The organism is Streptomyces sp. AC555_RSS877 (assembly GCF_019049245.1).
In the GTDB taxonomy this organism is placed as follows: Bacteria; Actinomycetota; Actinomycetes; order Streptomycetales; family Streptomycetaceae; genus Streptomyces.
The window spans coordinates 253,320-274,824 of the sequence record NZ_JAGMUK010000218.1 but is presented as its reverse complement, the minus strand read 5'-3'; the positions used below and the strand labels follow the sequence as shown (position 1 = coordinate 274,824).

Genomic DNA, 21,505 nt, shown 5'->3' with positions numbered 1-21,505 from the left:
CTGTGGGGAGGGGCACGCGAGGCCTGCCCGGAGCATGCCGAAGGGCGCATGCCGTGGTGCGCATGCGCCCTTCGATCCAGGTCGGGGGCTTCGGTCAGGGGCCTTGGGTCAGCCGCCGACGTACCAGGTGAAGCCGCCGTTCGCCGCGGCCACCGCGAAGAGCGCCGCGAAGATGACCAGGTCGACGATGCCGAGGACGATACCGGCCTTGGCCATCCCCGCCCCGCCCTTGGCAGGTGCCTGGCGCATGCCCACGGCGCCCAGCACTATCGCCACCGGACCGAGAATCACGTTGAAGAAGATCAGTCCGATGATTCCGCAGATGAGGCTCGCGATGGCCAGACCATTGGTGCGTGACCTGGAGGACGCGGCAGGGGTGCCGCCGTAACTCGTCATCACATTCTCCCGGTGTCGGGTGCTTGGATATCCGGCGAGTTCCCTCCAAAATGCCGCACATACCGAATAATTGATGTGCCGTCAGGGAATTTCCGAAATTGTCCATTCCGCTTTTCGCACGGTCAGCGCCGTCGACCGCGAGCCGCCCAGGAACTGCCCACGCCCGCGAGATGCAGGGCCAGCACCATCAGGCCGAGCAGCATGACGTTCGTCGACGTGAAGACGTCGTTGGTCGAGATCTCGGCGGCGTTGATCAGAAACGCGATGAAGAACAGAACTGCCGCAGCAATGGCGAGCACGAGTCACCCTCCGTCCGTATCCACCTACGAAGTCCCCATGCCCCGGATCCGCGACAGCAGACAGGAGGACCCCCGCGGTCCGCCGGTCTGATCGCACGCGGGCGCGTAAGCTCTGTCCGCCTGGGAACTCTGCAGACGGAGGGGGCGCAAGGGAAAGCACTACAGCCCTGCTGACGCCGGGCCGGGAAGGCGAGATGGCAGCCGAGCCGCATAGGGACGACACACTGGCTTCCAAAGAGATGCCCAGCCGCAGCACACGCTTCCCAGGGGAGCTGCGCAATGTGACAGGTGCGCGCCTTGAAGCGGAGAAATTCCTCTATGACCTGGCACGCACCTCTCCGCCGGCCACGCCGGAGTACTGGGACGACATTCTCCTGGTGGTCACGGAGCTGGCCGCGAACGCGGTCCAGTACGCTCCGGGTCCTTTCGAACTGTGCATGCGCCGGACGTTCGACGGCGTGCACGTGGTCATGCAGGACACCAACACCACTCCGCCCGCGCCCCGGCCCTTCCACCCCAGCCGCGGTGGCGGAGGCATCGGCTGGCACCTGATCCACACGTTGTGCGACCAGGTCAGCGTGGTCACCGGAGAGAGCGGCAAGGAGATCCACGTCTTCCTGCCCTGGTGAGGCCGGCCGGACGTGGGCGGACCTCAGGCGGACGCCTCGCGCAGCGGCACGAACACGCTGATCGTCTTGCCGCCTCCGGGACGCGGTTCGATGGCGATCTCCCGGGCCAGGCGAATGATCAGCGGCCAGCCGTACCCGTTGCCGTGGTGCGCGACGGGCAGGGCACCGGATCCGTACGCGGCGTCGGGCACGACCTGACTGTTGTCGTGGACGGCGAGCCGGATCCCCCAGCGTGTGGGCAGGACGTCGAACCCGGCCAGTCCTGCACCGTGCCGGATGGCGTTGGTGACCAGCTCCGAGACCACGAGGACCAGGTCGATGACGTCCTCCTCCCGAACGGCGCGGGATCCCGAGCCCCATTCCTCGCGCACCACCGCCCGGACATGGGCGCGTGCCGCTGCCGCGGTCGTCACCGGGAGAGCCCTCCGGGTCTCCTCGATACGCTCGGCCGCGCTCACGACCGCGTCACTGCCCGGGGGCCTTCCGTCGCGCCTCGGCCGGTATCGACCAGGACGAGGAACCCCGCCGTTCCTGTCACCTCAATCAGCCTTTTCCCCTCAGGTGGGCCCGTTCACCGTGGCGGAACCGGCGCGGCCGCCGCCCGTCGGTTCGACGTCGGCAGCCTGCGCCTCGGCGTCCGCGCTCACGTGGTGGGCGTCTCGCTCGGCGGCAGCCGATGGTAGTACTCGCCCACGCTCGCCAGGTACGCCCGGTCCATGGTTTCGCTGTCCGTATGGAACCGGGGAGCCCCCTTCACCTCACCCCTCGTGCACGACAGCGTTATCGTCCGGCTCTCGCTGTCGACGCCCGTCATCACGCCGACCGGAACCAGGACACTCCGGCCGAAGACCCAGACGCCGGTGTCCACGACCAGGTGCCGCATCCCGAAGTGATCGGCCTGCCGGTCAACATGGCCGATCGTGCCGTCGGTCGCCTCCACGGTGTAGCCCGTGAGCTCCTGTCCCTCCACATGACCGCTGTCCCGTGCGTACGACCAGATTCCGTCGATGGCCACGCCGCTCCTTCCTCCCCGCGCCGATGCCGTGTCATGAGCCTGCGGACCCAGCTGCGGCCGCCTGCTCCACAGCAGCAGTTACCCGCCGGCGGCATTCGCATTCTGAACAGCGCGCCACAACGGCCGGGGCACCCTCACGGGCCGCGGAAGAAACCGCTCCCAGTACCCCCGTCGAGTCCGGGCATGCACACTCACCACCTGTTTTCCGCACCTCGGGCAGAAGTTCGCGCGACACTTTGTCCGGCACTCGGCAGCTGGGTTAGCCTACGTCGTCTTTCATCACGCAGATCCGTGAACTGCGGAAACGCACGCACAACTTGCGAGGGCCGCCCGGCCCGGCTTTGGTTCCGAGTCCCCGTCCCCGGGGACTCTTGGGGAGCGGAACGAGGGTACGCATGACCAGCAACACCATCGAGGTCAGCGATGCGGTCCCGGGGGACCACGAGCTGCGGCAGCTCCTGGCCGGGCTCACGGCGGTACGGGACGGGGACTTCGGCACCCGCCTCCCGGACGACGGACAGGGCCTCCTGGGTGACATCGCCACCGTGTTCAACGGCATGGTCGACCAGCTGTCCGTGTTCACCTCCGAGGTCACCCGCGTGGCCCGCGAGGTCGGCACCGAGGGAACGCTCGGAGGGCAGGCGGAGGTACCGGGCGTCTCGGGCACCTGGGCCGACCTGACGGACTCCGTCAACGCCATGGCGGGCAACCTGACGACCCAGGTGCGCGACATCGCGCAGGTGGCCACGGCGGTGGCGAAGGGGGACCTCTCCCAGAAGATCGACGTCCCCGCGCGCGGCGAGATCCTCCAGCTGAAGGAGACCGTCAACACGATGGTCGACCAGCTCTCCGCCTTCGCCGACGAAGTGACGCGTGTGGCACGCGAGGTCGGCAGCGAGGGGCGGCTCGGCGGACAGGCTCAGGTGCCGGGGGTCGCCGGCGTCTGGCGTGACCTCACCGACTCGGTGAACGGCATGGCGGGCAACCTGACCGGCCAGGTCCGCAACATCGCCCAGGTGACGACAGCCGTCGCCCAGGGCGACCTGTCGCAGAAGATCACCGTCGACGCCCGCGGCGAGATCCTGGAGCTGAAGAACACCATCAACACGATGGTCGACCAGCTCTCCGCCTTCGCCGACGAGGTCACCCGCGTCGCCCGCGAGGTCGGCACCGCCGGGAACCTCGGCGGTCAGGCGCAGGTCCGGGGGGTCTCGGGCACCTGGAAGGACCTCACGGACAACGTCAACGTGATGGCGTCGAACCTGACCGGCCAGGTCCGCTCCATCGCCCAGGTGGCGACCGCCGTGGCCCGGGGCGATCTGTCGCAGAAGATCACCGTCGAGGCCAAGGGTGAGGTCGCGGCCCTGGCCGACGTCATCAACACCATGGTCGACACCCTGTCCGCGTTCGCCGACGAGGTCACCCGCGTCGCCCGCGAGGTCGGCACCGAAGGGCGGCTCGGCGGACAGGCCCATGTGCCGAACGTGGCCGGCACGTGGAAGGACCTGACCGACAACGTCAACTCGATGGCGAACAACCTCACCGGTCAGGTGCGCAACATCGCTCTGGTGACGACCGCGGTGGCCAAGGGCGACCTGTCGAAGAAGATCGACGTCGACGCCCGCGGCGAGATCCTGGAACTCAAGACGACGATCAACACCATGGTCGACCAGCTCTCCGCCTTCGCCGACGAGGTCACCCGCGTCGCCCGCGAGGTCGGCACCGAGGGACGGCTCGGCGGACAGGCCGAGGTGGAGGGCGTCTCGGGCACCTGGAAGCGCCTCACCGAGAACGTGAACGAACTCGCGGGCAACCTGACCCGGCAGGTGCGCGCGATCGCCGAGGTGGCGAGCGCGGTCGCGGAGGGCGACCTGACGCGCTCGATCACGGTGGAGGCCTCCGGCGAGGTCGCCGAGCTCAAGGACAACATCAACTCCATGGTCGGCTCCCTGCGCGAGACCACCCGGGCCAACCAGGAGCAGGACTGGCTCAAGACCAACCTCGCCCGGATCTCCGGCCTGATGCAGGGGCACCGGGACCTGCCCGTCGTGGCCGAGCTGATCATGGACGAGCTGGTACCGCTGGTCTCGGCCCAGTACGGCGCGTTCTACCTCGCCGAGGACGGGGACGACGGCCCCGAACTGCGGCTGGTCGGCTCCTACGGCCGTCCCGACGACGACAGCCGGCCCGCTCGGATCGCCTTCGGGCGCACCCTGGTCGGCCAGGCGGCGCGCAGCCGGCGCACCATCACGGTGGACGAGCTGCCGACGGACTACGTGACCATCTCCTCGGGGCTCGGCCAGGTGGTGCCGCGCGCGCTGGTGCTGCTGCCCATCGTGGTGGAGGGCCAGGTCCTCGGCGTGATCGAGCTGGCCTCGGTCACCGCCTTCACGCAGATCCACCAGGACTTCCTGGAACAGCTGATGGAGACCATCGGCGTCAACCTGAACACCATCGTGGCCAACGCCCGGACCGACGAACTGCTGGGCGAGTCACAGCGTCTCACGGCCGAACTCCAGGCCCGGTCGGCCGAGTTGCAGGCCCAGCAGGAGGAGCTGCAGCACTCCAACGAGGAACTGGAGGAGAAGGCCTCGCTGCTGGTCGCCCAGAACCGCGACATCGAGGCGAAGAACCTCCAGATCGAACAGGCCCGGCAGGAACTGGAGGCGCGCGCCCAGCAGCTGTCGCTGGCCTCCAAGTACAAGTCGGAGTTCCTGGCGAACATGAGCCACGAGCTGCGCACCCCGCTCAACAGCCTGCTGATTCTCGCCCAGTTGCTCGCCCAGAACCCCTCGCGCAACCTCACCCCGAAGCAGGTCGAGTACGCGGGCATCATCCACTCCGCCGGGTCGGACCTGCTCCAGCTGATCAACGACATCCTCGACCTGTCGAAGGTGGAGGCCGGAAAGATGGACGTCGCGCCGGAGGTCGTGTCCCTGCGCCAGCTCATCGACTACGTGGAGGCCACCTTCCGGCCGATGACGACGCAGAAGAGCCTGGACTTCGAGGTGACCACCACCCCCGGCGCCCCGGCCGACCTGCTGACCGACGAGTCCCGCCTGCGCCAGGTGCTGCGCAACCTGCTGTCCAACGCGGTCAAGTTCACCGAACAGGGCAGTGTGGAACTGCGTATCGAACCCGCTTCCGACGACGAGGTGCCCCAGGGCGTGCTGCGCAGCAGCACCATCGTGGCCTTCCGTGTGAAGGACACCGGGATCGGCATTCCGGAGCAGCAACTGGAGACGATCTTCGGGGCGTTCCAGCAGGCGGACGGCACGACGAGCCGCAAGTACGGCGGCACCGGGCTCGGTCTGTCCATCACCCGGGAGATCGCCCATCTGCTCGGCGGCGCGGTCACCGTGGACAGCACACCCGACCAGGGCAGCACGTTCACGCTGTTCCTGCCGGTGGCCCGTCCAGACTTCGAGGAACTGCTGAGCAGCGGCCTGCCCCCCGAGAGGGCGCCGGACATGGCGCTCGCCCTCGACGCCGTGGGAAGCCGTCCGACGGCGATCGGTCTGCCGGCCGGGGTCGGGCAGCGGCGGCGGCGTCTGCTGGTGGTGGAGGAGCGCGCTCGCGGGCTGCTGACCCTGGTCGCCGAGAGCGTGGTCGCCGACGTGGCCCACGGCCGGGGCGGAAGCGGCCAGGGGGCGGATGTCGACGTCATCACCGCCGCCGGCGCCCAGGAGGCCGCGGGCGCCCTGGCCGACGAACCGTGCCACTGCGTCGTACTCGAACTGGGCATGCCGGACGGTGAGGCCTCCCGGTTCCTGGAGGCCCTGCGGGGCGACTCCGCGCTGGCGAGCGTTCCGGTGCTGGTGCACAGCGGTCACCGCGCCGACCTCGCCCTGGAGGAGTCGCTGCGGTCGCGCGCGCAGGCCGGGTCGCTGGAGTTCCTGTCCAGCCTGGACGAGCTGCGCGAACGCATCGCCCTGCACCTGTCGGCGGAGGAACCCGGAGACGTGCTCTCCCTGGTGCGCCCCGAGGAACCACAGCCGGTCACGCCACAGCCGGTCGACGAGTCGTTCGCCGGCCGTACGGTCCTCGTCGTCGACGACGACGCGCGCAACCTCTTCGCACTCAGCGGGATCCTCGAACTCCACGGCTTCCGGGTGCTGCACGCCGACAACGGCCGCAAGGGCATCGAGACGCTGGTCGACAACCCGGACGTGGCCCTCGTGCTGATGGACGTGATGATGCCCGAGATGGACGGGTACACGGCCACGGCGGAGATCCGCAGGATGCCGCAGTACGCCGACCTGCCCATCATCGCGGTCACCGCGAAGGCGATGCCCGGCGACCGCGAGAAGTCCCTCGCCTCGGGCGCCAGCGACTACGTCACCAAGCCCGTCGACACCCAGGATCTGATGGCCTGCGTCCGAAGCTGGCTGCCCGCATGAGGCCGCCGAGTTCCGACCGTCCGCACGCGCACGGCGACGCGGGGGGACCCTTCGCGTCCGCCTCTCCCACGGCCGGCCCGGGCCCCGAACCCGACGGCGCGCCCGTACCCTCCGCCTCCCCCGTGGGCAGGCTGGCCGCGACGGTCGAGCGGTTGCGCCGCGAGGTGCGTGCGGCCCAGGCGGAGGCCGAGGGGCGTGCGCTGATCGAACTCGCCAAGGGCATCCTGGTCGAACGTCTGCAGTGCGGTCCCGCGCAGGCCGCCCGGCAGCTCGCGGAGCTGGCCGAGCAGGCGAAAATGACTCCTCTGGAGTTCGCGGTCGAGGTCATCAACCAGGCCGCCCGGGACAAGATGTCCGAGGTCACGGAGGCCTTCCTCGCCGCCACGTCCGAGACCGCGGAGTCGGTGGTCGACGCCGCGGCCGTACGGCTGCGGGCCGCCGAGAGCGGTGCGCTGGCCGCGGACGACACCCAGGCGGTCGCGGACTCCCTGTTGCAGCAGGCCCTGCAGCCGCTCGGGGCGGTGGCCGTGGCCATCTGGGCGGCGGGCCCCGACGGCTCGCTGTCCCTGGCGGGCAGCGCCGGGTTCTCCCCGGTCGAGGCGGCGCGCTGGCGCTATGTGCCGCCGGACGTGGTGACGGTGGCGCGGCGCGGCCTGACCGAGCGCGACGGTCAGTGGATCACCTCCCTGGCCCGCACCGGACTGCCCAGCATCGGCCGGCACCAGCATCCGGACGGCGGCCGGGCCGCGCTGCCCGCGGGTACCGGCGGGCGGGTGCACGGCGTCCTGGAGATCGTCTGGGCCGAGCCGCTGGCCCCGCAGCCGCCGCGGATCATCCGTCAGGTGGAGGCCCTGGCGGAGCTGTGCGCCCACACCCTGGAGACGTACTCGCTGGTGCACGACTCCGTGCCGGAACCCCGTGTGCTGCCGGACGCGGCGGAGCTCATGGACCTGGCCGACGGGCTGCACGACCCCGCTCTGGTCCTGGTGCCGCACCTCGACGACTCCGGCCACCTGGTGGACTTCCGTATCCAGCATGTGAACAGCCGGTTCCTCGATCCCGCGGGCCGGCCGCGCGCCGTCGTCAACGGGGCCCTGCTCCTGGAGGCCTATCCGATGGCCGCCGGGGAGAGCGAGCTGTTCCAGCGCGTCGAGCGGGTCTACGCGACCGGCGAGCCGTTCCGTGCGCGCCGGATGAACCTCACCGCCCTGGTCGACCAGGTCCCGCTCTCGGCGATCGCCGACATCAGCATCAGCCGGCACGGAAGCGGCGTCCTGCTGCTGTGGCGGATCGAGGACGAGACCGCACGGCTGGCGAGCCTGTTGCAGCACGCCCAGCGGCTCGGGCGGATCGGCGGGTTCGAGGAGAACCTGCTGACCGGCGAGATCACCTGGAACGGGCAGCTGTTCGACCTGTACGGCCGTTCCCCGTCGGGCACCCCGGTCCCGCTCGAGGAACTGACCGCCCATGCCCACGCCGACGACACCGACGCCATCCGCCGGTTCCTGCGCACCCTGCTGCACCAGCGGCGTCCCGCGTCGACGGCGTTCCGGCTGCAACGGCCCGACGGGGTGACCCGGCACATCCGGATCGTCGCCGAACCGGTGCTCGACACGGACGGCCGGCTGTTCGCCGTCCGCGGCGCCTACCAGGACATCTCGGCCCAGCACTGGACCGAGGTCGCCCTCGCGGCCACCCGCGACCAGCTCGCGCACACCGAGCAGCAGGCCACCGAACGCAACCGGCTCACCCTGCAGTTGCAGCACGCCATCATGCCGCCCACCCAGGCCCCGCTCCAGGTCCCCGACCTCCAGGTGGCCGTCCGCTACCGGCCCGCCGAGATGGAGCAACTCGTGGGCGGCGACTGGTACGACGCCGTCGTACTGCCGTCCGGGATGGTGCTGCTGTGCGTCGGCGACGTGGCGGGGCACGGGATGGAGGCGGCCACCAGCATGGTCGTGCTGCGCAACGCGCTGCGCGGACTGGCCGTCACCGGCGCCGGGCCGGGCCAACTGCTCTCCTGGCTCAACATCGTGGCGCACCACCTCAACGGTGCCGTCACCGCCACCGCGGTCTGCGGACTGTACGACCCGGACCGGCACACACTGCGCTGGGCGCGAGGGGGCCATCTCCCGCCCGTGCTCGTGCGCGGCGCCGAGGCCACGCCGCTGCCTCTGGTCAGGGGCATGCTGCTCGGTGCCGTACCGGAGGCGCAGTACGAGGAGGCCGAGGTCCAACTGGCGGCCGGGGACACCCTGTTGATGTACACCGACGGGCTGATCGAGCGCCGGGACCGCTCCGTGGAGGAGTCTTTGAAGCAGCTGCTGACCACGGCGCGCACGGCTCCCCGGACACTCGACCTGCAGCTGGACCGTCTGCTGACGTACAGCAAATCGGACACGGACGACGACACCTGTCTCGTCGGCATCCGGGTCGGGTGACATACCTCGTTCGTTCGCGGGTAAACGCGGGGCGCGGTGACAGATGAAGACCGGCGACGGGAAGGCGCACAAGATGGGATTCGGTAGACGCGGGACGTGCTGCCCGGCGGGGAACGGAGCCGCTCAGCACCCCCCGGACCGATGAGATCTTGATCACGGAGCACTGCCGGAATCGGCGTGCATCGAAGTCGCCCACAGGGGTAACCAGCCCTGGCCGTAAGACTTGTGGAGGTATTCGTGTCCATTGCCCAGAACCCCTTGTCCGTCGAGGTCACCCTGCCCCGGGAGGACGTCGCTCTGATCTCGGTCGAGGGCTACTTGGACGTAGACACCGCAACGGAGTTCCAGCATCACCTGGCCAACCAGCTCCACCACGGCCGGCGGCACTTCCTGCTGGACCTCTCGTCCGTCCCGTTCATGGACTCGTCGGGCATGAACATCATCCTGAGGGTCTACCAGGAGGCACGCGACATACCGGGCAGCGTGCACATCATCTCCCCCACACCTGCGGTGCGGCGGATCCTGGACCTGACGGGCGTGAGCATCACGGTCCCGGTGTCGGAGAGCCTGGACGAGGCGCTGGCCCGCGTCGACGCGCCTGAGACCGGGCAGGTCGAGCAGGTCGCTCAGGACGGCCGACAGACCTGATCCGGCGGGCCGTCCACGAGCCGTCGAAGGGCTTCCCGCACCACGTGATCGTTCGTCCGGGACGCGGTGCCCCACACCGTGGAGCCATGGTTACAGTGGTCGCCCGGCAGGGTCACATCGCCGTCTCGTTGCCTCCAACGGGTCCGGTGCGACGAAACCCCGAAGAGGACGCTGAGGAGTAGTACAGGTGCCGGAGCACGAAACGGTAGGCCAGCACGAATCGCCGGCACGGGAGGTCGGGGACTTCCTGCGCCGCCGCGCCGAGCAGATCGCCGGGCGGTGGGCCGACGAGCCCCTGTTCCGCACGGTGTTCACCGTCTCGCGGGACGAGGCGGTGGAAGCGGGCAAGATCGTCGTCGACGCGCTGGCCCAGGTCGCCGACACGGACCAGGTGCACGACCCCGACGCCGCCGGATTCACCGTGGTGCGCGAGCAGTTGGCGCGGATGGGCGCGGCCCGCTCCCGGGCCGGCTTCACCACCGCGCAGGTCTCGAACGACGTGGACGCGCTGCGCCCGCCCGTCGAGAACCTCCTGATCGCCGACCTCCCCGAAGAGTCGACCGAGCTGGTCCGGGACTGCACGACTGCCCTGACCGTGCTGATGGGCACCCTGCGGCTGGTCGTGCTGGAGACGGCGCTGAGCGAGGGGCAGGCCCTGATCGAGCGGCAGCGGCTGCAGCTGATGGAAGTGGCCACGCCGGTCATCAAGCTCTGGGACGGCATCGTGGCGGTCCCGCTGATCGGGACGCTCGACAGCGCCCGCAGCCAGGTCGTGATGGAGACGCTGCTGGAGGCCGTCGTAGACCAGCACGCCCGGTTCGCGATCCTCGACATCACCGGGGTGCCGACGGTCGACTCCCTGGTCGCCCAGCACCTGATGAAGACGGTCGCGGCCGCCCGGCTGATGGGCGCGGAGTGCGTCGTCTCCGGCATCCGTCCGGCGATCGCGCAGACCATCGTCCACCTGGGCCTGGACCTGGGCACCGTGATCACCCGGGCGAGCCTGGCCGACGCCCTGGCGTACGCCCTGCACAAGCTGGGAGCCAACATCATCAACGCGACGCCCGGCGGTGTGGCGGGTACCCGGTGAACCACGACTTCTCCTCCGGCCCCGTCACGGGGCACGTGCCGGTGCTCAAGCTCGGCGACGTCCTCCTGGTCACCCTCCAGGGAGACCTGCACGACAGCACGGCCCAGCAGCTCCAGCAGGACATCGGCGAGACCATCGTCGGCACGGGGGTGACCGGCCTGGTCATCGACATCTCCGGGGTCGAGATGGTCGACTCCTTCCTCGGTCGTGTTCTGGCCGAGATCGCCGCGCAGGCCACTCTGCTGGCCGCCCGTACCGTCGTGGCCGGCATGCGGCCGGCCGTCGCGATCACGCTGGTGGAGCTCGGACTGACGCTTCCGGGGCTGCGCACCGCGCTCACCGCGGAGGCCGCCATGGATCTGCTCGCGGGCCCGCATCCGGCCACCCGCTCCGGCGGACCGCGCCAGGAGAGCCGGTGATGCAGACAGCCGCGGGCGTCGACGCCTGCCTGCCGATCCGTTCGGACATGGATCTGGTGTGGGTGCGCCAGCACGTACGGCAGGCCGCCGGTCTGCTGGGTTTCGGCCTGGTGGACCAGACCAAACTGGTCACCGCGGCCAGTGAGCTGGCCCGCAACACCCTCGTGCACGGCGGGGGCGGACAGATGGAGTCGGCACGCGTCGACAACGGGCGCGTGCACGGGCTGCGCCTGACGTTCTCCGACGAAGGGCCGGGCATCCCGGACCTGGAGCGGGCGCTGAGCGACGGCTACACCTCCGGGGACGGTCTGGGGATGGGCCTGGGCGGTGCGCGCCGCCTCGTGCACGAGTTCGCCGTCGACAGCACTCCGGGCGTCGGCACCAAGATCACGGTGATCTCCTGGGCGGCCCGGCCACCGCACCCGCGCGGGGAGTTCTGATGCCGCGCGTGTGGGAGGTCCCGGTCCACGACTCGACCCGGGTCCGTGATGCCAGGGTGGCCGCGGTGAACGCGGCCACCTCGGCACGGCTCGACGAGCCGCGTACGGCGGCCGCCGCTCTGGTGGCGACCGAGCTGGCCACCAACCTGCTCAAGCACGCCGGGGGCGGTCTGATCCTCATCGAGGTCGTCGCGCCGCCCACGCCGACGGGCGGCGGTGCCTGCCTGGTGCAGATCGCCGCGATCGACCACGGGCCGGGCATGAGCGACGTCGCCGCCGCCCTGCGCGACGGCTTCTCCACCACCCGTTCCCTCGGCGCCGGGCTCGGCACGTGTCGCCGTATAGCCGACGACTTCGGCCTGCACAGCGCGCCGGGGCGGGGCACGGTGGCGCTGGCCCGGGTCGGTGCCCACCCGAAGGCCGCGGCGCCGGTCGCCGCGGTGCGGGCCGGCGGGGTGAACATCCCGCTCGCCGGTGCGGACTACTCCGGCGACGCCTGGGCGTGGGCCCGGTCCGGCGACCGGCTGACCCTGATGCTGGCCGACGGGCTGGGGCACGGCCCGGAGGCGGCCCGCGCCTCGACGGCGGCGGTGGAGGCCCTGAACGGCGCCGCCCATCTGCCGCCCGCCGAAGCGCTGGTGCACCTCGACACGGCGTTGCGCGGCACCAGGGGCGCGGCCGTCGCCGTCGCCCAGGTGGAGCCGCGTGCCGGGCTGTTGCGGTTCGCGGGCGTCGGCAACATAGGCGCCCGGCTGCGTCAGGGCGACGGCTGGCGTTCCCTGCTGTCCCGGCCCGGGATCGTGGGCGTCCACCGGCACGCGACACTGCGTGAGGACCGTATGCCCTGGGCGGCGGACCAGCTGCTGATCCTGCACAGCGACGGCCTGCCCAGCCGCTGGACGGCGCCGTCCGACCCGGACCTGCTGTCCGCCGACCCGGCCCTCGTGGCCGCCTTGACGGTGCGTGACGCGAGCAGTTCCGCGCGGCCGGTGCGGGACGACACGGCTGTGGTGGTGCTGTCTCCGACCGCGGAGGGTCCATGACGCGCAGTTTGCAGATCACCGACGTCGTCGACGCGGCGCGGGCCCGGATCGCGACCGCCCGGCTGGCGGCCGCGTACGGTGTGCCCGCCCTCGACCGCACGCGTCTGACCACCGCGCTCAGCGCCCATCTGCGGCAGTGCCTCACCAAGGGCGGCACGTGGCGGCTCAGCCTGGAAGCCACGGCGGCGCCCGCCGAGGAGGGGCTGCTGCACGTGGTGGTGACCCCCTTGCAGGACACGGGTGCCACCGCCGCGCAGCCGCCGTGGCGGACGACGGTCCGCTGTCCCGAGACGGCGGACCCGGCCGGCGCCGCCGCGGTGGCGGACGACCCGGCGATCCTGGCGGAGGCCCTGCTGGGCGCCGACGAGGACACCGCTCTGGTGCTGGAGAGGCTCGACGAGCAGGAGGAGCTGGTCGCCTTCCACCGGGAGGAACTGCACCAGACCAATCAGGGCGTGCTGGCCCTGCACGCCGAACTGGACGCCGCCGGACGGGCCCAGCGCGACGCGTTCGCCGCCGAGCGCAAGGCGCGCACCGAGGCGGAGAGCGCCCGCCGCAGACTGACGTTCCTGGCGGACGCCAGTGCCGTACTGACGGCGTCGCTGAACCACCACGAGATCGTGCGCCGGCTGCCGGATCTGCTGGTGCCCGAGTACGCCCGCAGCGTCGACGTCTGGCTCTTCGACGGCGACGGCGACCGGCAGCCGCCCGCCCCGCACCCGGCCGCCGCCGTGCTCGCCGCCCGCACCGGGCGCCCGCAGTACGCCGCCGACCATCCGGGAGGCCTGCCCGGCGTCTCCGACCAGCCGCCCTCGGCGCTGGATCCCGCCCGGCCGCTGCTGTGCATCCCGCTGCCCACGCGGCGCGCCCCGCTGGGCGTGCTGACGCTGTCGCCGCCCGGCAAGCGCTGGGACCCGGACGACGCGGTGATGCTGATCGAGCTCACCCGGCGGGCCAGCATCGCCATCGACAACGCCCGGCGCTTCGAGCACAACCGGGACATCGCCGAGACGCTCCAGCGCGCCCTGCTCACGGACCTGCCCACCACACCGGGCCTGAGCCTGGCCGCCCGCTATCTGCCGGCCACGTACGGGCTGAACATCGGCGGCGACTGGTACGACGCCTTCCGGCAGCCCGACGGCAGTCTGATCACCGTCATCGGCGACGTGACCGGGCACGGTCTGCACGCGGCCGTGATGATGAGTCAGCTGCGGACCGCGCTGCGAGCGTACGCCGTCGACGGCGGCAGCCCCGGGCAGTTGCTGACGCGGCTGCACATGTTCCTGCACCATCTCCAGCCGGATCTGTACGCCACCGCGGTCATCGCGCGCTTCCGCCCCGGCGATCCGACGCTCACCTGGGCCGCCGCGGGCCATCCGCCGCCGGTGCTGCGCACTCCCGACGGACGGGTGCGGACGCTGGACGCCAAACCCGGGGCCATGCTGGGCATCCCGCTGCGGCAGGTGATCCACGACCACACCGCGCCGCTCGAGCCCGGCTCCACGCTGGCGCTGTACACCGACGGTCTGGTGGAGCGGCGTGCCCTGGGCATAGACCCGGGCATCGAGCGCCTGGCCCAGGCGCTCGGGTCGTTCGGTTCCGCGGAGCTGGAGGCCGACCTGGACGGTTCGGCGGACCGGATCCTCACCCCGCTGCTGAGCGACTCCGAGCGGGACGACGACGTGTGCCTGCTGCTGTGTCATCTGGCTGCCTGAAGCCCGGTCCGCGGCTCCGTCCCACGATCTTCACGATCGCCCCGATGCGCTTCGGCGGCCGGGCGGGCATGGTGGTCCTCGACGCGTTCGTCTGTTCGCCGCGCCCGGCGGGCGGGACGGCACCGCGATGGGATCGATGAGGTGCGAAGCAGCGATCCATGGGCAGGCGAATGGCGTTCGAGGCAGACCGCCTGGAGCCGCAGAAAGGGATGAACACCGTGACACGACCCAGGATCCTGGTGGTTGGTGCAGGCTTCGCCGGAGTGGAGTGCGTCCGCCGTCTGGAACGCAAGCTCTCCCCGGACGAAGCCGACGTCACGCTGGTGACGCCGTTCGCCTACCAGCTCTACCTTCCGCTGCTCCCCCAGGTCGCCTCCGGCGTGCTGACGCCGCAGTCGATCGCCGTCTCCCTGCGGCGCAGCAAGAAGTACCGCACCCGGATCATTCCGGGCGGCGCGATCGGCGTGGACCTGAAGTCCAAGGTCTGCGTCATCCGCACCATCACCGACGAGATCGTCGACGAGCCGTACGACTACATCGTGCTGGCTCCCGGCAGCATCACCCGCACCTTCGACATCCCGGGCCTCACCGACCACGCCTTCGGCATGAAGACGCTGGCCGAGGCCGCCTACGTCCGTGACCACGTGATCTCCCAGCTGGACCTCGCCGACGCCAGTGAGGATCCGGCGGAGCGGGCCTCGCGGCTGCAGTTCGTGGTGGTCGGCGGCGGTTACGCCGGCACCGAGACCGCGGCCTGTCTGCAACGCCTCACGCACGCCGCCGTCAAGCGCTACCCGCGGCTGGACCCGGGGCTCATCAAGTGGCACCTGATCGACATCGCGCCGAAGCTGATGCCGGAGCTGGGCGACAAGCTGGGCCGCAGCGCCCAGGAGATCCTGCGCAGGCGGGGCATCGAGATCTCGCTCGGGGTCTCCATCGCCAAGGCGGGCCCCGAGGAGGTCACGTTCACCGACGGCCGGGTGGTGCCCACCCGGACCCTGATCTGGACCGCCGGCGTGGTCGCCAGCCCGCTCATCGCCACGCTCGGCGCGGAGACGGTCCGGGGCCGGCTCGCGGTCACCGCCGACATGAACCTGCCGGGCCACGACGGTGTGTTCGCGCTCGGCGACGCCGCCGCGGTGCCCGACGAGGCCAAGGGCGAGGACGGCGCGGTGTGCCCGCCCACGGCCCAGCACGCCCTGCGGCAGGGCAAGCACGTGGCCGACAACGTCATCGCCACGCTGCGCGGCGGCACGACGAAGCCGTACGTGCACAAGGACCTCGGCCTGGTCGTCGACCTCGGCGGCAAGGACGCCGTGTCCAAGCCGCTCGGCATCGAGCTGCGTGGTCTGCCCGCCCAGGCCGTGGCCCGCGGCTATCACTGGTCGGCGCTGCGCACCAACGTCGCCAAGACGCGCGTGATGACGAACTGGGTGCTGAACGCCGTCGCCGGGGACGACTTCGTCCGTACCGGCTTCCAGGCCCGCAAGGCCGCCAAGCTGAAGGACTTCGAGTACACGAACGCGTATCTGACGCCGGAACAGGTGCGGGCGCACGTGGAGGGGACCGAGCGGCAGGACCGGTGACACCGGTGCGCGTGTGACGTGCTTCACTCCTGACCGCCGATCAGTTTCCGACCGGTCGGCGGTCACAGGAGGGACAGCACGACGTCACAGTGAAAGGACGACACCGCCATGGCCGAGACCGTGAAGGGCCCCGCGAGCTACTTCCCCTCGATAGAGAAGAAGTACGGCCGGCCGGTCGCCGAGTGGCTGGAGATCATCCGCTCCTCGCCGCTGACCCGGCACAGGGAACTGGTCACCTGGCTCAAGACCGAGCACGGCCTGGGGCACGGCCACGCCAACGCCCTGGTGGCGCACACGCTCGCCGAGACCCGGGACCGGTGAGCCTCACCCCTCCGTGTCATGCTGAGGGCGGAGATCATGACGTGACACGGGAGTGAGTACGGCGGCGTGAAGGCAGCGGGACGTTCGGTGTGGGCACGGCTGCGGGACGGCGTCGCCGCGTCCGATCCGGGCCTGCTGAGACTGACCGCCGGTCTGCGGACCGTGGGCGCGATCGCCCTCACGCTGGCCGTGCTCAGCTTCCTGGACGTCGACGTCACGCGTCTGGTGGCGGGGGCCATGGCGGCGATGGTCGCGACCTTCGCCATCCGCGAGAAGCAGCGCGGGCCGCAGGCCGTGACGCTCGCGCTGGGCCTGCCGGTGGCGCTGACGTCGGTGACGCTCGGCGCGCTTCTCAGCTCGCATGTGGTGGCCGGCGACCTCTTCTTCGTCGCCCTCATCTTCAGCGCCGTCTACGGCCGCCGGTTCGGCGACCGCGGCACCGCGCTCGGGCTGATCGGGTTCCAGGTCTACTTCCTGTCCCTGTTCGTCGGCGCCACCGTCTCCGGACTACCCGAGCTGTACGGCGCCATCCTCGTCGCCTTCCTCAGCAGCGGCCTGGTGCGCTTCGTGCTCGTGCCCGAGACGCCGGCGCACCTGCTGGGGCGGCTGCGCGAGGCCTTCCGCGCCCGGCTGGCCCAGCTGGTGTCCGCGCAGCTCGAACTGCTCGACGCCGGGCCGGACGAGGTGGAGAAGGCGCTGGAGGACGTGCGCAGCGGCACCGCCCGCCTGCACGAGACGGCGATGATGATCCAGGGCCGGCTGGAGGAGGGCACCTCGGACGAGGCCACGGCCCGGCTGGTACAGCGCCGTGTCGCGGACGCCGAGATCGCCGCCGAGCGGCTGGGCCTGTTGCTGCTGACCGCGCGCAGCGCGGAGCGGGCGTCCACCCTGACCCTGCATCTGCCGGGCGCCCCCGTCCCGGCAGGCGGCCATCTGCCGGTGCGGGACGAGGCGACCGCCACCCTGGGCCGCGATCTCCAGGCGCTGCGGATGCTCGTGCTGCGGCCCGTCGCCGAAGGGTCCGGCACGGCCCTGTCCCATGTGCGCAACCGGCTCCTCGGGTACCGCGACGAGGAGAACCTGCCGCCCGCCTCGGCCGCCGTCCAGGACGTCTTCCGGGGCATCGGCGAGGCCGCCCGGGCGGTGCTGGGCCTGCGGATCGCGCTGGAGGGACCCCAGGACGACTCGGACGACACTCCGTCCACGGCCCGTTCGCGCGAGGAGCTGGACGCCGAGGACGCCGCCATCGACGCCGGCGAGGACGACAGCGACGAGGAGGAACCCACCGGGCTGCGGCGGCCGACCACCCGGGCCGCGGTGCAGGTCTCCGTGGGGTCCTCGCTGGCCATCGTCGGCGGGGAGTTCCTTTCCAGCCAGCGCTGGTACTGGGCGGTGCTGGCCTGCTGGATCGTGTTCCTCAACACCGCGTCCACGGGCGAGATCATGGTCAAGGGCTACCGGCGACTGCTGGGCACCGTGTTCGGCGTGGTGGCCGGCATCGTGCTGGCGGGGCTGGTCGGGCAGCACACGTGGACGGCGTTCGCGCTGGTGCTGCTGTGCGTGTTCGCGATGTTCTACACCGCGCCCTTCTCGTACACGCTGATGTCCTTCTTCGTCACCGCGGCGCTGGGCGTGCTCTACACCCTCCTGCACACCTACAGCCCCTCGGTGCTGTTGCTGCGGGTCGCGGAGACGGCGCTCGGCGCGGCCTGCGGAATCGTCGCGGCGGCGTTCGTGCTGCCGGTGCGCACGGACCGCCGTACCAACGACCTGCTGGTCACCGTCCTGGACCGGCTGGCCGACGTCACCGAGGCGGCCGTGGACCAGCTCAGCGGCGGCCCGGCGGCCGACCTGCTGGACAAGGCACGCGACCTCGACCAGGCGCTGGCCGACCTGCGCGCCGCCACCCAGCCGCTCACCCACCCGGTCACGCCGCTGCGGGCCCGCCGGGACACGGCTCGTTACGTCGTCGCGCTGCTCGAGACCTGCGCCTACCACGCGCGGTCGCTGGCGGCGACGGCCGAGCTCCTGCCGACCCATCCCTCGATCGCGGCGGACCCGAGGCTGCGCCGGGCCGGGCGGCGCATCGCGCACAACATCGGGGCGATCGCCGCGCACGTCGCCGACCCGCAGGCCGCCGTCGAGATCGAGATCACCGGCTCCAGCATCGCCTCGCTCCTGGAGCCGGACGTGCCGGGCACGCCCCGGTACGGCAGGGTCACCGATCGCGTGCTACGTCATCTGCAACGCCTGGACGAGTCGGTGACGGGCCTGGCCCGGCCGCTGAAGGCGCCTGTCGCGGCGCCCCGGCGGTGACGGCGGGGCGCCGGGTCAGATGTCCGTCGGCAGGTCGCTCACCGCGGCGATGCCGCGCAGTTCGTCGTTCATCTGCTGTCGTTCGCGGATGTAGTCGGCGATCTCGCCGAGGCGCACCGGGTCGGACGCGGTGACCGCGTCGGTGACCACGCGGACCGGGCCGGTGTCCTCGATGTTCAGCTCGATCACCTCGTTGTCCAGTCGGCCCGTGACCGCGGTGGCGATGACCAGCGCGGCCTCGTCGCGAACCTCCTGGGGGAGCCCTTCCGCGTGCGCCTCGTCAAGGGCGAAGTCGAGCGCGGGCAGGCGTTGTTCCTCTATCGCCCGCAGAACTGGTTCGACCACGCTGAGCAGGAGGCGGTAGTCCTCCGTGTCCATGCGGACACGCAGCAGGTCGAGGTAGACGTCCACGGGCCGGCCGTCGGGCGGAAGCTCGGGTTCGTTCATCCGGTCCGTGTTCCCCGTGTGCCGGATCTCAGACCCCGTGCCGCGTCCCGGAACCCGGTGGCGCTCCTCAGACCCGGCGCCAGCGGGCCATCGCGAAGGAGAACAGTCCGAAAAGTACGAGCCCGGCCGCCACGCAGACCAGCAGCCACGGCCCGAGCGGGGTGTCGGCGAACGAGCGGAGAGTGTCGTCGAGGCCCTTCGCCTTGTCGGGCTCGTAGTCGACCGCGGCACGCACGGCGAAGGCACCCGCCGCGGCGAACACCGCGCCACGCGCCGCGCCGCCGCCCATGCCCGTGATGTCGACCAGCCGTCGGGTCCGCCGGGTCATCGCGCCGAACTTGAGCTTGTCGTGGTACTTGCGCATCAACGCCCGCGCGGCGATCCACACACCGGCGACGGCGATCCCGGCGCCGGCCGCGCCCACCAGCCACTGCCCGCCGGGGACCTCCAGCAGCCGGGCGGTGACGTCCTTGGACTGCTTGTCGCTGGATCCTTCGCCGCCCGATCCGGCGGCGAAGGACAGCACGGAGTAGGCGACGAACGTGTAGAAGACGCACCGCGCAGCGGACAGCAGTCGTTTCTTCGCCTTGCGGCCGTCCGGCCCGACCGCACCGAACAGGACCTCGGACAGCCGCCACAGCGCCATGCCGACCAGGCCGATACCCAGCGCCCACAGCAGCACCGCGCCGAACGGCTTGTCGGCGAGCTCCGCCAGCGCACCGCCGCGGTCGGCCTGCCGCTCGCCCTCGCCGAAGGCGATCTGCAGGGCCAGGAGACCGACCAGCAGGTAGATCACCCCCCGCGCGGTCAGTCCCGCGCGCGCGGCTCCTTCCCGCGCCGAGCCGTTCGCGACCCGGCGGGCGTCCGTCCGGGCGGTTCGCGCTGTGGCACTCGTGCTCATGTCAGTCCTCCTGAAATCCGCATGCCCTGGTCGCGGGTGGACACACCCGGCGCGTCACGTGGTGTTCCACGGCGCGCGGTCGTGGATCACGACCGCCGTATCCCCTCGGTCACGTCTGCCGCGACCGAGCGGCTGCGGGTCGCGCGTGGCGTCCCGCAGCCGCTTTGATCAGTTCTTCGCGCTCCGCACGCGCACCACCGTCCGGCGGTGCGACGTCATGCGGGCGTTGTCATTCGGTCAGCGTTGTCATTCGGTCAGTGGTCCGGACCCGGACTCCGGTACCGCCCCCAGCACGCGGCGTGCCGCGTCCAGTGCCAGCCGCACGTCCCGCGTGCCGGTCGACACGCACAGCGTGTAGGCGAGGTCGAGGGACCGCGGGCTCGGCGGCGCCGGGCCGCGTGCGGCCTCCTGGGCCCGCAGCGACTCGTACTCCTCGACGAGCCGGCGCAGAAAGGCCGGATGAGGCGTGAGCATCCCTCTCACCCTCGTTCCCTCAGACCGCCCGGCCACCGGGGCCGCGCAGGTTCGTCCGCCGGCCCAGCGCCTCGTCGCGCACCCGGGCGCAGCTTCGGCTGATCAGCCGGGAGACGTGCATCTGGGAGATGCCGAGCTGGTCGGCGATGCGGCTTTGGGTCATGTCCTCGAAGAAGCGCATGTAGAGGATGGCCCGCTCCCGTTCGGGCAGTCGGCGCAGGCCCTCCTTGGCGGACTCGCGGTCGACGACCACGTCGTACGAGGCGTCGGACGAGCCCAGGGTGTCGGCGAGGCTGTAGCCGTCGTCGCCTGCGGAGAGCTCGGCGTCCAGCGACAGGGTGCTGAAGCTTTCGAGCGCTTCCATCCCCGCGGTGACCTCGTCCTCGGTCAGTCCGGTGTGGGCGGCGATGTCGGCGGCCGACGGCTCGGCCGAACCGGGGCTCTGGGTCAGCTCGCGGCGGGCCACTCGCACCTTGTTGCGCAGTTCCTGGACCCGGCGGGGCACCCTCAGCGCCCACATCCGGTCCCGGAAGTGCCGCTTGACCTCTCCGGTGATGGTCGGCACGGCGTAGCTCTCGAAGGCACCCCGTTCCGGCTCGAACCGGTCGATCGCCTTCACCAGACCGAGGGCGGCCACCTGGCGCAGGTCCTCGATCGACTCCCCGCGGTCGCGGAACCGTCCGGCGATCCGGTGGGCCATGGGCAGCCAGGCGTTGACGAGCTCGTCGCGGATGGCGTCGCGCTCGGGGCCGTCGTCCAGGGCGGCCAGCCGGGTGAAGAGGGTGGTCGTGTCGGGGGCGTCGTCGTGTCGGCGCCGGGGGGGAGCGGTCTGCCGAGTGGGGGCGCCGGGACGGTTTGTCGACATGTCGATGAGCATGCGGAATCGCTCCTGAACGGTCGTCTCAGGTCATTACCGCGGGAGGGA

General features: G+C 71.2%; 20 protein-coding genes. 12 read left to right on the top strand and 8 right to left on the bottom strand.

What is annotated here, in order from left to right:
• Window positions 1-108: 108 nt before the first annotated feature.
• Window positions 109-396, bottom strand: a complete 288-nt coding sequence (locus tag KUM49_RS45080; protein WP_217242770.1) for a DUF4190 domain-containing protein — start codon at window positions 394-396, stop codon at window positions 109-111.
• Between the two features lie 122 nt (window positions 397-518).
• Window positions 519-695: a hypothetical protein gene (locus tag KUM49_RS45075; RefSeq protein ID WP_217242769.1), complete on the bottom strand. Its 177-nt coding sequence runs from the start codon at window positions 693-695 to the stop codon at window positions 519-521.
• Window positions 696-889: 194 nt separating this feature from the next.
• Between KUM49_RS45075 and KUM49_RS45070 the strand changes: the two genes are divergently transcribed.
• Window positions 890-1,324 carry an ATP-binding protein gene (locus KUM49_RS45070; RefSeq protein WP_217242768.1) on the top strand — a complete coding sequence of 145 codons (435 nt, stop codon included), beginning with the start codon at window positions 890-892 and terminating at the stop codon, window positions 1,322-1,324.
• 23 nt (window positions 1,325-1,347) lie between these two features.
• Here KUM49_RS45070 and KUM49_RS45065 read toward each other — a convergent pair whose 3' ends face one another.
• Together KUM49_RS45065 and KUM49_RS45060 are read right to left on the bottom strand one after the other, a co-directional pair.
• Window positions 1,348-1,782: an ATP-binding protein gene (locus tag KUM49_RS45065; protein ID WP_308407013.1), complete on the bottom strand. Its 435-nt coding sequence runs from the start codon at window positions 1,780-1,782 to the stop codon at window positions 1,348-1,350.
• Window positions 1,783-1,967: 185 nt separating this feature from the next.
• Window positions 1,968-2,339: a PRC-barrel domain containing protein gene (locus tag KUM49_RS45060; protein ID WP_217242767.1), complete on the bottom strand. Its 372-nt coding sequence runs from the start codon at window positions 2,337-2,339 to the stop codon at window positions 1,968-1,970.
• A 395-nt stretch (window positions 2,340-2,734) separates the two neighbouring features.
• Here KUM49_RS45060 and KUM49_RS45055 point away from each other — a divergent pair, with 395 nt between their 5' ends.
• From KUM49_RS45055 to KUM49_RS45005, 11 genes are all read left to right on the top strand, one after another.
• Window positions 2,735-6,739, top strand: a complete 4,005-nt coding sequence (locus tag KUM49_RS45055; protein ID WP_217242766.1) for a HAMP domain-containing protein — start codon at window positions 2,735-2,737, stop codon at window positions 6,737-6,739.
• Window positions 6,736-9,180 carry a SpoIIE family protein phosphatase gene (locus tag KUM49_RS45050; RefSeq protein WP_217242765.1) on the top strand — a complete coding sequence of 815 codons (2,445 nt, stop codon included), beginning with the start codon at window positions 6,736-6,738 and terminating at the stop codon, window positions 9,178-9,180. Before KUM49_RS45055 ends, KUM49_RS45050 begins: the two co-directional genes overlap by 4 nt.
• A gap of 237 nt (window positions 9,181-9,417) precedes the next feature.
• Window positions 9,418-9,828, top strand: coding sequence for an STAS domain-containing protein (locus KUM49_RS45045; RefSeq protein ID WP_217242764.1), 411 nt, complete (start codon window positions 9,418-9,420; stop codon window positions 9,826-9,828).
• A gap of 187 nt (window positions 9,829-10,015) precedes the next feature.
• The gene (locus KUM49_RS45040) at window positions 10,016-10,918 is read left to right on the top strand and encodes an STAS domain-containing protein (protein WP_217242763.1); all 903 of its coding nucleotides are present in this window, start codon (window positions 10,016-10,018) and stop codon (window positions 10,916-10,918) included.
• Window positions 10,915-11,337 (top strand): STAS domain-containing protein, encoded by a 423-nt coding sequence (locus KUM49_RS45035; RefSeq protein WP_217242762.1) that lies wholly within the window; start codon window positions 10,915-10,917, stop codon window positions 11,335-11,337. Before KUM49_RS45040 ends, KUM49_RS45035 begins: the two co-directional genes overlap by 4 nt.
• Window positions 11,337-11,777: an anti-sigma regulatory factor gene (locus KUM49_RS45030; protein ID WP_217242761.1), complete on the top strand. Its 441-nt coding sequence runs from the start codon at window positions 11,337-11,339 to the stop codon at window positions 11,775-11,777. Before KUM49_RS45035 ends, KUM49_RS45030 begins: the two co-directional genes overlap by 1 nt.
• Window positions 11,777-12,820 (top strand): ATP-binding SpoIIE family protein phosphatase, encoded by a 1,044-nt coding sequence (locus tag KUM49_RS45025; RefSeq protein WP_217242760.1) that lies wholly within the window; start codon window positions 11,777-11,779, stop codon window positions 12,818-12,820. Before KUM49_RS45030 ends, KUM49_RS45025 begins: the two co-directional genes overlap by 1 nt.
• Entirely contained in the window at window positions 12,817-14,535 is a 1,719-nt protein-coding gene (locus KUM49_RS45020; RefSeq protein WP_217242759.1) for a PP2C family protein-serine/threonine phosphatase, read from the top strand. Before KUM49_RS45025 ends, KUM49_RS45020 begins: the two co-directional genes overlap by 4 nt.
• A 209-nt stretch (window positions 14,536-14,744) precedes the next feature.
• Window positions 14,745-16,121, top strand: a complete 1,377-nt coding sequence (locus KUM49_RS45015) for an NAD(P)/FAD-dependent oxidoreductase (protein WP_217242795.1) — start codon at window positions 14,745-14,747, stop codon at window positions 16,119-16,121.
• A 108-nt stretch (window positions 16,122-16,229) separates the two neighbouring features.
• The gene (locus KUM49_RS45010; protein ID WP_217242758.1) at window positions 16,230-16,442 is read left to right on the top strand and encodes a DUF4287 domain-containing protein; all 213 of its coding nucleotides are present in this window, start codon (window positions 16,230-16,232) and stop codon (window positions 16,440-16,442) included.
• Between the two features lie 66 nt (window positions 16,443-16,508).
• On the top strand, window positions 16,509-18,758 hold the full coding sequence (locus KUM49_RS45005) for an FUSC family protein (protein ID WP_217242757.1): 2,250 nt from the start codon (window positions 16,509-16,511) through the stop codon (window positions 18,756-18,758).
• A 15-nt stretch (window positions 18,759-18,773) separates the two neighbouring features.
• On the opposite strand, the gene KUM49_RS45000 is transcribed toward KUM49_RS45005, so the two are convergent.
• From KUM49_RS45000 to KUM49_RS44985, 4 genes are all read right to left on the bottom strand, one after another.
• Window positions 18,774-19,205: a hypothetical protein gene (locus tag KUM49_RS45000; protein WP_217242756.1), complete on the bottom strand. Its 432-nt coding sequence runs from the start codon at window positions 19,203-19,205 to the stop codon at window positions 18,774-18,776.
• Between the two features lie 67 nt (window positions 19,206-19,272).
• Complete coding sequence (locus KUM49_RS44995) at window positions 19,273-20,106, bottom strand: DUF1206 domain-containing protein (protein WP_217242755.1); 834 nt, start codon at window positions 20,104-20,106, stop codon at window positions 19,273-19,275.
• Between the two features lie 246 nt (window positions 20,107-20,352).
• The gene (locus KUM49_RS44990) at window positions 20,353-20,580 is read right to left on the bottom strand and encodes a DUF5133 domain-containing protein (protein WP_217242754.1); all 228 of its coding nucleotides are present in this window, start codon (window positions 20,578-20,580) and stop codon (window positions 20,353-20,355) included.
• Between the two features lie 19 nt (window positions 20,581-20,599).
• Window positions 20,600-21,457 (bottom strand): SigB/SigF/SigG family RNA polymerase sigma factor, encoded by an 858-nt coding sequence (locus KUM49_RS44985; RefSeq protein WP_217242753.1) that lies wholly within the window; start codon window positions 21,455-21,457, stop codon window positions 20,600-20,602.
• Window positions 21,458-21,505 lie beyond the last annotated feature (48 nt).